This window comes from Sulfoacidibacillus ferrooxidans, assembly GCF_022606465.1.
Lineage (GTDB): Bacteria > Bacillota > Bacilli > Alicyclobacillales > SLC66 > Sulfoacidibacillus > Sulfoacidibacillus ferrooxidans.
In genome coordinates, this window is the sequence record NZ_JALBUF010000001.1 from 55,678 (window position 1) to 69,479 (window position 13,802).

Consider the following 13,802-nt stretch of genomic DNA (forward strand, 5'->3'; position numbering starts at 1 on the left):
CATGATAGCCGCGCATACTAAACAACAAAATATCTCTGAAGGAGGACACATACGGTGAGCATACGGCGCATGGTCACAGGCACGATCGCACTGCTTACTGGAATGGTCTTCATCGATTTGACCCTCTTTCCAAGTGTGCAAAAACAACTTTTTTCATACCTATCACTACATCATAAACAGGCATTTGGACACCGTGCAGTACATGCATCAGAAGGGCGAAAACAACATGGAATACATGTCGTACAAAACATTGTGTATCCTGTAATCCCATCATTTATTGCATTAAGAAAATTCCCTTATCCCTATGATGCGATGTTAGCCATTACATCAGATGCAGATGGACTAACGCTCGACAAATTTAACATCATTCACCGCTTTTTAAACACCAACGAAAAGACGATCATGGGCACAGGCCTTGGTCTTGATATCAGTGACTCCTGTTTTTTCTTTGTGGGAAATGATCGTCCAGGTTACCTAGATGCTCATAAACACATTACTTGGCAAGATCAGATGAGCTATTTTTATCGCTTATCAACGAGCGATCTTCACGATGCATCACCCATTATTTACTATAGTAAAGTTGGTTGGATTGATTCACTACACGGATTTGGCGATTTTTCATTACTAAATAAAAAGGATACGTTATTTCACCGCGTTTTTGCACAAGCAGCGGTCAATGCTATCAAGGAAAATAACCTGTTGTATCGCGTCTGGATTAACCATGGCAATGAAAGTAATGTAGGCAATTTCGGAAATATCAAATCCTCTTATCAACAAGGAGATCTACCCTCATCGCCCTACTATATTGCAGATCTTGCAAGGAGTGCTGGTGTTCAGTTTATTTGGACAGGAAGAGATGATCATTTTGGTCGTGATAGTTTGATCTACCCAATTAAGTTGCGTGATGGATATCGTTGCTTTGGATTCCATCGTTATACAGACGATGGTTATACGACTTCTCACGGTGTTCTTTGGAATTGGAATCCAAGATTCTTAAGCCGCCAGCTATCAATTGCGCATTTACATGAAGTAGAGAAAAAACATGAGTATGTATGTATCGCACAACACTTAGGTGGTAATCCAAGCTATCCTCCTTTTTATGGAGACAACCTCACAGCACTCTTACGGTTAAAACAGGAGTACCAGCACGGTCATATCCTTGTTACTCGAACAAGCAGACTACTACAATATAACGAAATACAGCAATACATCCATATACATAGCTATATTAAAAACGGAATGACTACCATCGTCATTGACCAAATTCGCGATCCTGTGCTAGGCTACTATCGCCCAACTTTGGAGCAGCTACGTGGAATCACGTTCTATACATCAAACCCACAAGCGACAACACTGAAGGTTGGCCGCTTTACCATACCGAAGGAGCAACTCGTATCCAATCAACCAGATTATACAGGCCAACCCAGTATTGAAATCAAATGGTTCCCTGCTAATACGAACGATTACACAAAAAAATTCAGCCATCTTGAACAAAAAAATGGTGATACGCAGCAACAAACAGCACACATGACAGAAGATACACCTCATCCTTCATGGATGTATCAAGAAGACCCGCTATAATATATGATTGGACTGATACATGTGATTTCTGCGTCTATGACTGCGCTTCTTAGCATAACTGTACTAAGTACCATCGCTTTTTTCATCCCGCGATTGCCGTGGTTTAGACGTTATTTTATACCTGATGTCGCAGTCCTTCTCTTGCTTGGTGTCATCTCAAATATCCTGTTTCCATCACTTCATACGCTCGTACTAACGATCACTCATCGCTTTTGGCTCACAATGGCCGCATCGCTGCTCATTTTTTATGGCGGTGCAGAATTAACACATCAGACCATGCGCTTGATATGGAAGCCTGTCGCTTTACTTGCAGTACTTGGCGTGCTAGTTAGTGCGCTGATGCTAGGCATTTTGCTGTTTACTTTCTCTGTTGCACATCTACCCTTGGCAGTCGATATACTCATCGGTGCAATACTTGCTGGCACAGATCCAACTGTATTGATCTCACTACTTGATGTAGTATCCCTACAGGCACGCATGAAAGAACTGCTCATCGCAGAATCTGCACTAAATGATCCCGTCTCAGCACTGCTTGCAACCAGTCTGCTTACAGCGCTAACACCACATGCATCTCTTACTACAGCCGTACTTCTTTTGCTATGGCAAGTTGGTAGCGCCATTTTTGCAAGTATGCTACTTAGCTATTTGATAAAAAAAATTCAGTCGACATCATCTCTGTTTTTTTATCGACATCAGCAACCATCTGCAACACGCATACAGATAGATTCTCTGTCATTACGTGTCCTTAGCATCTTTATCTTCACAAGCTTGACTAGCTCCATCTTACACAGCAGCCCTTTTTTAATGGCTTTCTTCATGGGGTTTATGACACAACCACTAGTCCAAACTCATTCTACGGCTCCACAGCGCGTGCCTATAAACCACACTACTGTAGTACAAAGTGACAATCACTCCGCATTACCAATCATTTTATTTGCAGTGCGCAGTTACCTATTTCTTTCGTTGGGATTGTCATTCCCATTACATGCGTCACTACAAGAATGGCTTTATGCCGTCGTCACTGCAATACTTCTGATTACTGTGGCGCGGCCGCTCTCCGTATTGGCAGTTAAAGGTGTACTTGTTCGAGACTTTCCACTTCGTGAAGCAGGATTTTGTGCATGTAATCGACAAACCGGAGTCATTCCAGCACTTTTTGCAAGTGAACTGCTTCGTACTCATATGGCACATAGCCATTACATCGACCTTGTCGTAACTATTGCCATACTAGCCACATCTGTTTTCTTACTACCTGCTTTTTTACCTCTCGCACGACTATTTCGTGTCACTGATGAGTAATATAATTTCATTTGGTTTGCCATTCTCTACGATCTTGTCCTACGCTTCCCGACCATATCCACAAGTGGTTCATAGGACCTGTAAATAACATACTGCTAAATACTGCAGAGGCATTCGCTATGTGCGGTGTACATCCAAGCATGTGACCAAATAAATGAACACCCGCTACCTCTATACACAGACCCATGGTATAAACGAGATAGTATCGTAATGCGCGCATTTTTCGTGAAACTGTAGTCATCCACGTTAGCTGTTCACCAGCCAACCAATTAATCGGCATCGCAATACACGCTGCAAAAATAGTCGCTGACTCATATGACCAATCAAAAGCGAGTAACGTCATGCGAAAAACTAGAAGTGTTACACTCACACTAATCATGCTTGCTATTAAATAACGCGGCCAAAAATGCCTTGCAGAAATCATCAGGTAATCTCCTAAGATGTCGTCAAGCGCAAGCGCTTATGTATTACCATTGTCACCCTAGGAGTTCGAATCATACCTCACATGCTTACAAAAGAATTACGGAAACAAGTTCTCCTTCTCGCAATTCATCTTCTCCGCCAATTTGTGCTAGCGCCATTTTCCCTATAAAATTAGTCATGACACCAGAAGAATGTTCGCCACTCACATCAATCCATAGTTCATTTTCTATAAAAATAAGCTGTCCCGCAAAAAAACGAGTGTGTTTAACACGCCTTTTTTGTGGAGGATTTTTTAATCGAGCCTTAACGTCTACTTGTTCGTTTTTTTGACCTGATAGTACTCGTAAAAGAGGAACTAAGAAAACGATCGCATTGATAAATGCGGCAGCAGGATTACCCGATAGCGCTAATACTAGACGCCCGTCAAACGTTCCTGCATAAACAGGGGTACCTGGACGCATCCAAACCCCCCAAAATAACCGCTTCACACCAATTGCTTCAAGAATAGAAGGTGTTAAATCGTAATCCCCAACAGAAACTCCACCCGTTGTCACAAGAATATCACAAGTTTTAAGGGCTTCCATAAATCGCTCCGTTAACTCCTCCTTATGATCGCTTGCAGGTGAAAAGGAGATTGCCTGTGCACCTGCTTGTGTAACAAGCGCCGTGAGCATTGGAGTATTGCTGTTATAGAGTTGACCAAGTTGAAGCGCTTGTCCAAGTGGTACCACTTCGCTGCCCGTTGCTACGATAGCCACTCTAGGTTGACGCGTAACGGTCACAGTATGATAGCCGTGCGCCGCAAGTACTGCGATTTCCATCGGCTGCAAAACCGTGCCTGACGTGAGCAAAGTGTGTCCTGCCAGGATATCATGACCTCGTTCTTGAATCGCCTCATGTTCATCTACTGCACGATAGATACGCACAATCCGCTCATTGTCACGAGTCAACTCTTCTGCATATTCGATTCTTACGATAGCATCTGCTCCTGTGACAATAGGTGCACCTGTCATTGTACGCACGGCTGTCCCAGCCTCCACATGAACATGCGGAACATGCCCTGCACCGACAGTCTCTAAGACTCGTAGTTCAACCGGCTGATCTTTAGTAGCTGCCACAATGTCGGCCGCCTTCACAGCGAATCCGTCTAGCATCGCTCGATCAAAATGTGGAACGTCTAATAACGCTTGCACATCAACTGCTACCACACGCCCTAAGGCACGATCGAGCGCCACTTGTTCTACTTGACACACTGTAGCCGCTTCCTGCAACCGACGACTTGCCTCTTCAATTGAAATGAGTACATCCATCATAATCCCCCTACAGATACCTATATTGTCAGACAAAAATAACAGATGGCGTTCGCAAACTTGCGTTCACCATCTGCATCTTACCACGATTCACTCGTTATCTGATCATCCCTAACTCACACTTTCGCATCCCTCCACGAGTGCAACCTCGTGAAGAATGCGCTTTATGACAGCTAGCCCTTCCGCGTTGATCATGGCTACCGATTCTATAAAACGCGTGGCACAGGCAATGTGTGCTGATATATCCATGCTTCCGTCAACAATACGCGATAAGATGTCCACTGCATCCTCCACAGATTCGTATACATAGACTGCGTCACTCGGCAGTGCATGGGGAGAAAGTGTTCGTTGATGCACAAGTACAGGTTTTTTAAACCACATCGCTTCATAAATCGATGCAGATACTTCAACGCTCTGGCTTGAATCCACAACGACCGTTGACATTTCATAGAGCACAGGCATCCATGCGCGATCGACTGCACCAATATATGCAATGCCTGCTCTTTCCATCTGTTCTATCCAATTTCTTGCTACCTCTACATCACCAATGGGGCCCACTACTACTCCACGCACATCAGGACGTATTTGCTGTAGTCTGTCTACTGTTTCTATAAAGACTGGCAATGATTGCGTTGCATCTAAACGTCCTGCAAACAACACCATCTTTTTTTTAGCGATTGCATATGCAATACGCCGTTTCGTTGCATCTTGTCTTTCGAGTATCTCACCATCGTCTTTAGCACCTACTGAAGACTGTACAAATTCCTCTATTTCAATACCAACAGGCAGTTCTTCTAATTTAAGTTCTATGCGCGGATCAAACAAAACCCATTGTTTGGCCAACTTTCTGCTAGTTACAAAAATCACACGCGCTTCGCTAAAAATAGCCTTTAAAAAAACATCCATGTGAGAACTTTGCCCATATTTGTGATCATAAAGAGTATTTTTGAAACTTGTCAGTGTCACGCTGATCCCTTTGTGTGATCGCATCCACACAAGAAATGTTTCTACATCACAGGTTTGTTCGTTCATCCACTGCATGACAACACCTACTGGATCGATCAGATGTACCCATGATCCTACACTATAAAATATTTCTTCCTGTAGTGGGGCCATTGCCGTCGTTGTTAAGCCACACGTACGAAAGGCGCTCTCATAACGACGCAAACGAGTGACTATTCCTTGCTCTTCACGCGTTGCAGGCGCAATCAATAGCACGTGATCCATCAATACATACCCTCCCCTAGTACAAAACAAACTCTACCAGAGCATTATCTCCGAATCTCAGTAGAAATATGTCTAACACGTCCCACATGGTTGCACAGCACTGTACTCAACAGATAAAGAAAAGACCCTCGGGTTAATCCCGAAGGTCTATTTCCTATATCACATATACGTTTTCAAATGCGGTCAAGAGGACTTGAACCTCCACGGGGTTACCCCCACAAGAACCTGAATCTTGCGCGTCTGCCAATTCCGCCATGACCGCTTAACAGATTATATCTTATCGACTCATAGATCATTTGTCAACTTATCCTCCGTATGCTATCGTTCACTTCATACTATCATGTTGACCTCATGGCCAACATGATAGTAACCAATCCTACGTTAAAAGGTGTGACTACATGGTAACTGGCGTTGATATAGTAGAGATCGCACGAATTGGTCGTCTGTCTTTACGGCCTAGATTTTGTGAGCGCATCTATACGCACCATGAATATGCTTTAACACAGCATGTAACGTTAACTCGAAGGAACGAACTGCTGGCCGGGCGCTTTGCTGTAAAAGAAGCTGTCATTAAAGCCCTTTACTCCATCGATGCAAACCGCATGTGTTCTGCTCAATCACGCGAAAAAGGGATTGCATTTTTAGAGATTGAAACACTATCACACGCGTCAGGTGCCCCATGTCTCTTGTTGCATGGACAAGCACAGCAAGTGGCACAAAGCTATCAACTCACTCAGTTTCACGTAAGCTTGTCTCACACAAAAGAACTGGCTATCGCGTTTGTCGTTCTCACTTAACCAACTGGGCTATACCTGCACGTATCTTGATATTTTGTAAGTGCTACGTTTGCGCCGTGTTGGCGCTAGATTCTTTTCCTTCATCATCATTTGCTGGCGCAGGACGGGTGAAAAAGAAGAAGAACACGGCAAGAAACGCTAAGAGATAAAATGTGGCACCTTCACTCAACTTCCATTTACCTTTGCTCAATACCGACCCTCCTCTATGTCACTCCCCTTCCTCTCTTTCGCTTCCGTGTGCGTTTCGATTTTGGAATAGGGGGCCGACCTGATTTTTTTATCTTTCCTCCCGTTTTGATAAGACCAAAATGTTTCATGGTCATCGTTTCATATTGGTTAAGAATCGATGCAGGTACACCTGGTAGATTGGCAACAGAAGGCTTACTGCCAAAAGGTGGGCCTGCCACTACGATTGAAAAACGATGAGAGGTTACATAGATCCCTGTCGTCCCAAACACTTGTGCAATTAGCAGCACCGCAGTAATCACCTCAAGACCATCCATCACAAAAGCGGCACCCGTAGTGGTGGTGGTAATTTCCGTGGCTCCTATGATCGGTCCTGAAAAAGAGAGCATAAATCCTTCCGGTACAACAAACATACCCACAGGCTGTAATTGACCCGTTAAAATCAGTGCTGCTGTAAGTAAATCAATCCCATAGTGTATTGACTTTACTGCGAGAAATCGGGAATACAGGTCTACTTTCGTCCCCTTAGTAAACGATCGTATCCATTCATTCAAAGTCCCCCCTCCCTTAACCAACAAACAACGTGATGATCATTGACACGTCAAACTATTCTATGCGCTTTTGTCCGAAATGGTATGGTGGTGTGCGGATGTCCTATTTTTTCCCATGCCTTATACATAGCTCAACCACAAATTGGGGAACGATAACATGTATAAGACGAGAAGTACATTCTCACGAGGAGGGCGCACAGTGGGCTTTATTAAAGGTACACTCGACTGGATAGTAGATTTAGCTGAGCGTGATACAACATACCGCACCCGCTTTAGCTTAAGTCCCTCTGCGACTCACCGCGAGGGTGTTCAAAACACAGACGAACAACAGGCGAACCAACAACAACAGGCTAATCAGCAACCACAAGCTAACCAGCAACCACAAGCTAACCAGCAACCACAAGCTAACCAGCAACCACAAGCAAGCCAGCAGCAACAAGCTAACCAGCAACAACAGGCTAACCAGCAACAACAAGCTAACAAGCAACAACAGGCTAATCAGCAACAACAAGCTAACCAGACTGTATCCATTAACGATATTAAGCGCATGAGCATCATCCAAAGGCGAGAAAAACAAGTGGGCGAAGAGCGTGGGTCAAATGAAAATATTATGCGTCATCTTGATGATGATGTGAAAACCCACTATCTACCACTCACTTTTTCTGAGCAAGTTGAATATTTACAACGGCTTTTACACTATCCACGCAACGGCGATATACAATTTGTTACCCATTATACGAAAGCGCATCAAAAAGTCGTTACTGTTTTTTCGCAAGTTGCCATCGATACGAAAGAATTCGAAAACTTCATTCTTACTACTGTCGTCAACATAGATTTCGAACTACATCGCATGGAAGATCTATCGGAGCGCTTACCTGCACGCAACTATGCCCTTGTGGACAATGTTCACACACTCGCAAACGCAGTCATCGAAGGTAACGTTATTATTTTAATGGGTATGGCCCAAGCATTAGTGTGCTCTTTTTCAAAATTCCACGCCCGCTCCATCTCTACACCAATTAATGAGACGGTGATTCGCGGATCACAAGAAGCGTTTACTGAGAGCATTGAGAGCAATATGTCACAACTGCGCCGCATTTTACGATGTCCTGACCTGGTCATGGAGATGGTCACTTTGCGCGATTTGGCACGCACTCGCCTGTGCGTATGCTCGATGGCACATGTCACAAACCCGCGACTACTGTCTGAAATGCATCGACGCATTACAAATATTGGTCCAATTGCACATGTGATTCCTGGAATGGTCGAACAGCATTTAGAAGACCACTGGCGTTCAATCTTTCCAACACTGATCTACACCGAACGTCCAGACATCACCACACGCTCCATCGCACAAGGACAAGTAGCCGTTCTCATCGACAATCTCCCAATGGCAATTATAGGGCCAGCTACTTTTTGGATGCAGTTAGCGACGGCAGAAGATCCTAATTTACGCCCTTGGTATGCGAATTTTTTGCGCATGATACGACTACTGGCACTCTTTGTGGCACTAGTATTACCTGCATTATATGTGGGACTTACTAATTTTCAACAAGAAATGATTCCGTCTGACTTATTGCTAGCAATGACTGTATCTAGACAAAATTTGCCATTCCCGACAGTTGTCGAGGTTCTCATTCTCGAATTGGCATTTGAGTTGATTCGAGAAGCAAGTATACGAGTACCCCACGTCATCGGTTCTACAATTGGAATCGTTGGAGCACTGATTCTCGGTCAATCTGCAGTGGATGCCAATCTAGTCAGTCCAGTCGTTGTCATTGTCGTGGCTCTAACGGGTCTTGGCTCTTTTGCGATCCCCAATCAATCTATTGGCTATGCGTTTCGCATTTTACGGTACTCGTATACTCTAATCAGTTTCATTTTAGGTTTTTTTGGAATTGCAGTTCTGTTTAGCGTCATGACTGTATACATGAGTTCACTGCAATCCGTAGGAGTACCTTATCTCACACCAATTGCACCACTGCGCAGTAAAGAAGAAGGATTTTTTCGTAAAACAGTGCTCGCATACTCTTCTCGCCCGGGATCATTGCGCTCCTTACCTGTAGAGAATCCAGAGATTCAAAAGAAAGATGATATGGGTGGCGATTCACCTGATGCACAACCGGATACAGGTGCAAAGTCATCGTCGGAAGTGATTAACCAATCACATATTAGCGCAAGTAATAATGCCACCACAGACAAAATGGCAGAGGGAAACAATGATCAATCGAAACCAGCGCAGCCTATGCAAGACACTGCAAGCCAAGGAACGGAAGCGCCAGAAAGTACTTCTCAACAAGGTACTTCTCAACAAGGTACTTCTCAACAAGGTACTTCTCAACAAGGTACTTCTCAACAAGGTTCAAGCACACAAGATACAGCTTCGCAAACCAACTCACAGTCATCCTTTACTGGAGCAAGTAATTCATCAGATCAAATGCAAAATGCAAGTTCAACTGCCGATACCTCGAATCAACAAAGCAGCAGACCATGGCGTAAACCACGCCCGTGGCGCTCAAAAACAAAGGGGATTTAGCTGTGATTAAAGACGGTCACATTAGTCCTTCACAACTTCTGGCGCTGATGACAATCATCATCATGGGTAAAGGGTTTGACTCATCCTTGCTGATTTTAATTCACTGGGGTCATAATGCAGCAGAATTACTTCTCATCATCAGTGAAGGATTAATGATTGGGCTCATCGCACTCCTATTACCACTTATGCACGATCAACAGAAAAATCTAGTCGATTTATTTTACGAGACACTCGGGCCCATCATTGGTTCTTTATGCTGTCTCATCTTGTTCATTTCTTTGTTATTAGATTTTTCGATGAATGTGCGATACGACCTAGATCAGATTCGAGTAGCCTTTTTACCTACCACACCGCCCATGGTTATTTTATTCATAACGATCATAGCTGTGATTATCCCTGTATATTATGGGATCGAAGTATTGGCACGTTTTAATCTACTCATGTTCACTGTGTTTATGTTCATGTTACTCACGTTAATTTTTGTATCTTCCAAGCTAACTCATATTTCCTATTTGCCGCCTGTCTTAGGACCAGGATTACCCACCCTCATAAAAAATGGCGTGCAACATACAGGGTATTTTGGTGAGTATCTTGTATTTCTTATGCTGCGCCCTTATGTCCGTAGTTACGTAAGCTATCGTCGCACCTTTTATCTTACTTCTAGTTTATCCATTGTGCTTGGCGTAATAGCTCTTTTAATCAATCAAATGATCTTTCCCTATCCAAATAACGATATGCTCTTTTTCCCATTTCTTGAAATGGTGAAACTCATCTACTTTGGACGCTTTATTCAACATATCGAGGCGATCTATGCCGTTACATGGCTTGTCGTTACATTTGCACGCCTTAGCCTTCTGATGTATATCCTCTCACTCATGGCAGGGAGCATCGCGCGTGCACACAACTATCGGCGATTTGCACCATCGATCGGCGCAATGGTGTTTTATATAGCCATTCTACCCGCGACATTATCAGATGCCATTGATTTTAAAGACATCGTTTTAGAAAAACGCGGCATCCTCCTCTATGGGGGTATTCCAATTTTATTGTTGATTGTGGCCTACTGGAAGAAATGGAGGGGTAAATATCATGCACACAAACCACCTACAAGTGGACAAAAGAAAAGTAAAAAAGAAACCAATCCACAACCACAAACGTAGTCATGTCAAGTCATCCATCATACGCTTAATGGCCGTTACTAGTCTCACGACACTTTTACTCACAGGATGCTGGGACAATCATGAATTAGAGAGCTTAGCTTTTGTCACTGTTCTAGGCATCGATGAGGGAAAACATGATAACCTAAAAATCACCTACCAATACTTTACGCCTACGACGGAAGCGCCAAAGGTACATGGTGCACCACTCATTACCACATTTGAAGCACCTTCATTTGGCGTAGCAGAAAACATCGCCAATGTGACAACTGATCGCATGATCACATCACAACAGTTAAAAGTAACCATGATCGGAGAAAAATTCGGAAAGAAGAACGACGTGGCACGAGTATTAGAAGGAATGGTGCGCTCACGTACCTATCGGCGCGACATTATGCTCATCACAAGCATCGAATCTGCAAATACTACCATCCGTGCCAATCGCAGCAAACTGGGCTCAACTAGTCTTGACTTTATCGAAAATATGCGCAACCAGCACTCCTTTACTGGACTTATGCCTGTCGAAACTTTAAACGATTTTTTAGTTGCAAATGAGAGCGGCGATCGTCTTGCCTATACTGCACTTGTTGCGATCAATAAACCGGCACCTCTTAGCAAAATGGCTGGAGAAGATGTCAACCGCGAAGCTGGGCAATTTTCACGTCAAGGAGGCGACGACAAAGTCGAGTTTGCTGGTGCAGAAATATACCGCGCAGACCGTGCTGCAGGGAGGTTGACTGGACAAGAAGCTCGCATCTTACTCATGCTAAAACATGAAGTAAAAACGTTTCTCGTCGGTTTGCGTGATCCCATCCATAAAGAGCGGCGCAATACACTGCTCATACATCAATTTTTATCTCCGCGAGTCAGTGCCCATTTAGACAAAGGGCGATTGCACTTTATCATCAATGTCCCACTTGATGCAACACTGGATAGTTCGACGGCTGAATTAAACTACGTTCAAGATGTCACATTGCGTCACAAATTAGAGAAACAGTTTAACCACAGCTTTGAACAAGAAACCATTGATTTAATTAAACGTTGTCAAACGGAGTTTAAAGGCGATCCATTCGGACTTGCCTATGCGATTAAATGGAGATTTTTAACGGAAAATGATTGGAAAAAATTTAACTATACTAAACACTTTAATGAAGCCCGCTTTACTGTGTACTACGATGTACAAATTAGTAACTTTGGAAAACAACGCGCTCCCTATGGAAGTGACTGAACATACATCCGTCAGAGGTGAATCATCCATGTCAGCTTTTTTGAGTTATATCATGCCAGGTTTACTTGCCATGATCCTTACAGAACCAATTTTCCCTATCTTGTGGAAAAAACGCGAGTTTTCTTCTATTGCTTTGCTGTCATTTTTTTCACTTGCCATCATCGCAGGAGCGATCGCTACGTGGATAGAGTACGTCATATCGCCACAATAGTGTTAGTTTATGATATACTTTATATTGTTCTATATGTTTCGGATACCGAAATAAAAAGGAGTGTCTTCATCATGTCAAAGCGTCTCCCTGCCGCCGTACTGGCGACAGCCTTTGCTACACTGATCGCCTTTATGGGTATTGGTGTAGTTGACCCACTATTACCACTCATAGGACGTGCAATGGGTGCAACACCTTTTCAAGTCGAGTGGCTTTTTACAAGTTATATTGCAGTAATGGCGCTGACCATGCTCATCTCAGGCGTGCTTGCAACACGTCTTGGCGGACGTAAAGTCATGCTGCTCGGCCTATCATTAGTGGTGTTTTTTTCCACATTAAGCGGACTATCACCGAGTATAGAGTTTCTTGCGTTCGTGCGAGCTGGCTGGGGACTTGGCAACGCATTTTTTACCTCCACAGCACTATCGATTATCGTTGGGGCATCTACAGGTGGAATAGCCTCAGCCATCACACTCTATGAGGCGGCGCTAGGACTTGGTATTGCATCCGGCCCATTGATTGGCGGATTCCTTGGAAACATCACATGGCGCTTGCCGTTTTTCGGAACGGCAACGCTCATGTTAATCGCTGTTATTTTTTCGTATTTTCTTGTTCGAGAACCAAAGCGCGAAGCTCCTCGCTCTGCAAAAGATTTGTTTCGTGCAATGCGATATCCAGCTATTTTGATTAATGCACTCATCGGGCTAGCCTATAGTTATGCTTTCTTTACGATTTTGGCCTATTCTCCGTTAACACTACAAGGTCTAAGTAGTATTGATCTTGGCATCACGTATTTTATCTGGGGCATACTCGTTGGTATTTCATCTGTTTTTGTCGTCAACTGGTTGCGGCCAAAACTAGGTCCAGTTCGCCTTTTGCAATATAATTTATTTGGACTGATCGCTATTTTTATTGCAGCTGGACTCGTTCGCGGATCTTCTTTACTTGTTGTGATCGTATTGTCAGGCTTTTTTTGTGGCATTTCAAACGCGCTATTCACGACACTTGCAATGGAAGTATCTCCTTATTCGCGATCCATCTCTTCAGGAACGTATAACTTTTTGCGTTGGTCAGGTGCTGCACTTGCTCCTATTATGAGTGGTCTTATTGGACAACAACTGGGTATGCAGATACCTTTTTTTATTGCCGCCTTATTACTCGTAGTAGGAGTCATTGCTCTATTTGTTGCACGTCCAATCTTAGAACGAGCTTTATTAGAAAATGGTGAACCAGAAGCATCACACAGTCATCACTTGGCGACTACTACACAAAGTATATAGGTATAAATATCCTAAGTTT

13 protein-coding genes and 1 tRNA gene are annotated in these 13,802 nt (G+C 43.6%); 8 read left to right on the forward strand and 6 right to left on the reverse strand.

Annotated elements, in window-relative coordinates; genetic code table 11:
* Nucleotides 1-54 precede the first annotated feature (54 nt).
* Together MM817_RS00365 and MM817_RS00370 are read left to right on the forward strand one after the other, a co-directional pair.
* A complete protein-coding gene (locus tag MM817_RS00365) occupies nt 55-1,581 on the forward strand; it encodes a hypothetical protein (RefSeq protein ID WP_241711460.1) in 1,527 nt (508 codons plus the stop codon).
* 3 nt (nt 1,582-1,584) lie between these two features.
* On the forward strand, nt 1,585-2,880 hold the full coding sequence (locus MM817_RS00370; RefSeq protein WP_241711461.1) for a cation:proton antiporter domain-containing protein: 1,296 nt from the start codon (nt 1,585-1,587) through the stop codon (nt 2,878-2,880).
* A 7-nt stretch (nt 2,881-2,887) separates the two neighbouring features.
* Here the strand turns inward: MM817_RS00370 and MM817_RS00375 are convergent, their stop codons facing one another.
* From MM817_RS00375 to MM817_RS00390, 4 genes are all read right to left on the reverse strand, one after another.
* Nucleotides 2,888-3,304, reverse strand: a complete 417-nt coding sequence (locus tag MM817_RS00375) for a GtrA family protein (protein WP_241711462.1) — start codon at nt 3,302-3,304, stop codon at nt 2,888-2,890.
* Nucleotides 3,305-3,389: 85 nt separating this feature from the next.
* On the reverse strand, nt 3,390-4,613 hold the full coding sequence (locus MM817_RS00380) for a molybdopterin molybdotransferase MoeA (protein ID WP_241711463.1): 1,224 nt from the start codon (nt 4,611-4,613) through the stop codon (nt 3,390-3,392).
* A gap of 111 nt (nt 4,614-4,724) precedes the next feature.
* Nucleotides 4,725-5,840, reverse strand: coding sequence for a glycosyltransferase (locus MM817_RS00385; protein WP_241712249.1), 1,116 nt, complete (start codon nt 5,838-5,840; stop codon nt 4,725-4,727).
* Between the two features lie 178 nt (nt 5,841-6,018).
* Nucleotides 6,019-6,102 (reverse strand) — tRNA-Leu (locus MM817_RS00390).
* Nucleotides 6,103-6,238: 136 nt separating this feature from the next.
* On the opposite strand from MM817_RS00390, the gene acpS reads away from it, so the two are divergent.
* A complete protein-coding gene (gene acpS / locus MM817_RS00395) occupies nt 6,239-6,637 on the forward strand; it encodes a holo-ACP synthase (protein WP_241711464.1) in 399 nt (132 codons plus the stop codon).
* Between the two features lie 43 nt (nt 6,638-6,680).
* Here acpS and MM817_RS00400 read toward each other — a convergent pair whose 3' ends face one another.
* Nucleotides 6,681-6,827 carry a hypothetical protein gene (locus MM817_RS00400; RefSeq protein WP_241711465.1) on the reverse strand — a complete coding sequence of 49 codons (147 nt, stop codon included), beginning with the start codon at nt 6,825-6,827 and terminating at the stop codon, nt 6,681-6,683.
* 13 nt (nt 6,828-6,840) lie between these two features.
* Entirely contained in the window at nt 6,841-7,377 is a 537-nt protein-coding gene (locus tag MM817_RS00405) for a hypothetical protein (RefSeq protein ID WP_241711466.1), read from the reverse strand.
* Between the two features lie 196 nt (nt 7,378-7,573).
* Between MM817_RS00405 and MM817_RS00410 the strand changes: the two genes are divergently transcribed.
* From MM817_RS00410 to MM817_RS00430, 5 genes are all read left to right on the forward strand, one after another.
* Entirely contained in the window at nt 7,574-9,910 is a 2,337-nt protein-coding gene (locus MM817_RS00410) for a spore germination protein (RefSeq protein WP_241711467.1), read from the forward strand.
* A 2-nt stretch (nt 9,911-9,912) separates the two neighbouring features.
* Complete coding sequence (locus MM817_RS00415) at nt 9,913-11,070, forward strand: GerAB/ArcD/ProY family transporter (protein WP_241711468.1); 1,158 nt, start codon at nt 9,913-9,915, stop codon at nt 11,068-11,070.
* A complete protein-coding gene (locus MM817_RS00420) occupies nt 11,000-12,295 on the forward strand; it encodes a Ger(x)C family spore germination protein (RefSeq protein WP_241711469.1) in 1,296 nt (431 codons plus the stop codon). The genes MM817_RS00415 and MM817_RS00420 overlap by 71 nt, the downstream gene beginning before the upstream one ends.
* Nucleotides 12,296-12,323: 28 nt before the next feature.
* Nucleotides 12,324-12,506, forward strand: a complete 183-nt coding sequence (locus MM817_RS00425; protein WP_241711470.1) for a hypothetical protein — start codon at nt 12,324-12,326, stop codon at nt 12,504-12,506.
* Nucleotides 12,507-12,577: 71 nt separating this feature from the next.
* On the forward strand, nt 12,578-13,783 hold the full coding sequence (locus MM817_RS00430; protein ID WP_241711471.1) for an MFS transporter: 1,206 nt from the start codon (nt 12,578-12,580) through the stop codon (nt 13,781-13,783).
* Nucleotides 13,784-13,802 lie beyond the last annotated feature (19 nt).

Coding starts and splice junctions, on each gene's coding strand:
- MM817_RS00420 (WP_241711469.1), top strand. CDS start 11,000: ATGCACACAAACCACCTACAAGTGGACAAAAGAAAAGTAAAAAAGAAA.
- MM817_RS00370 (WP_241711461.1), top strand. CDS start 1,585: ATGATTGGACTGATACATGTGATTTCTGCGTCTATGACTGCGCTTCTT.
- acpS (WP_241711464.1), top strand. CDS start 6,239: ATGGTAACTGGCGTTGATATAGTAGAGATCGCACGAATTGGTCGTCTG.
- MM817_RS00430 (WP_241711471.1), top strand. CDS start 12,578: ATGTCAAAGCGTCTCCCTGCCGCCGTACTGGCGACAGCCTTTGCTACA.
- MM817_RS00375 (WP_241711462.1), bottom strand. CDS start 3,304: ATGATTTCTGCAAGGCATTTTTGGCCGCGTTATTTAATAGCAAGCATG.
- MM817_RS00380 (WP_241711463.1), bottom strand. CDS start 4,613: ATGGATGTACTCATTTCAATTGAAGAGGCAAGTCGTCGGTTGCAGGAA.
- MM817_RS00425 (WP_241711470.1), top strand. CDS start 12,324: ATGTCAGCTTTTTTGAGTTATATCATGCCAGGTTTACTTGCCATGATC.
- MM817_RS00385 (WP_241712249.1), bottom strand. CDS start 5,840: ATGGATCACGTGCTATTGATTGCGCCTGCAACGCGTGAAGAGCAAGGA.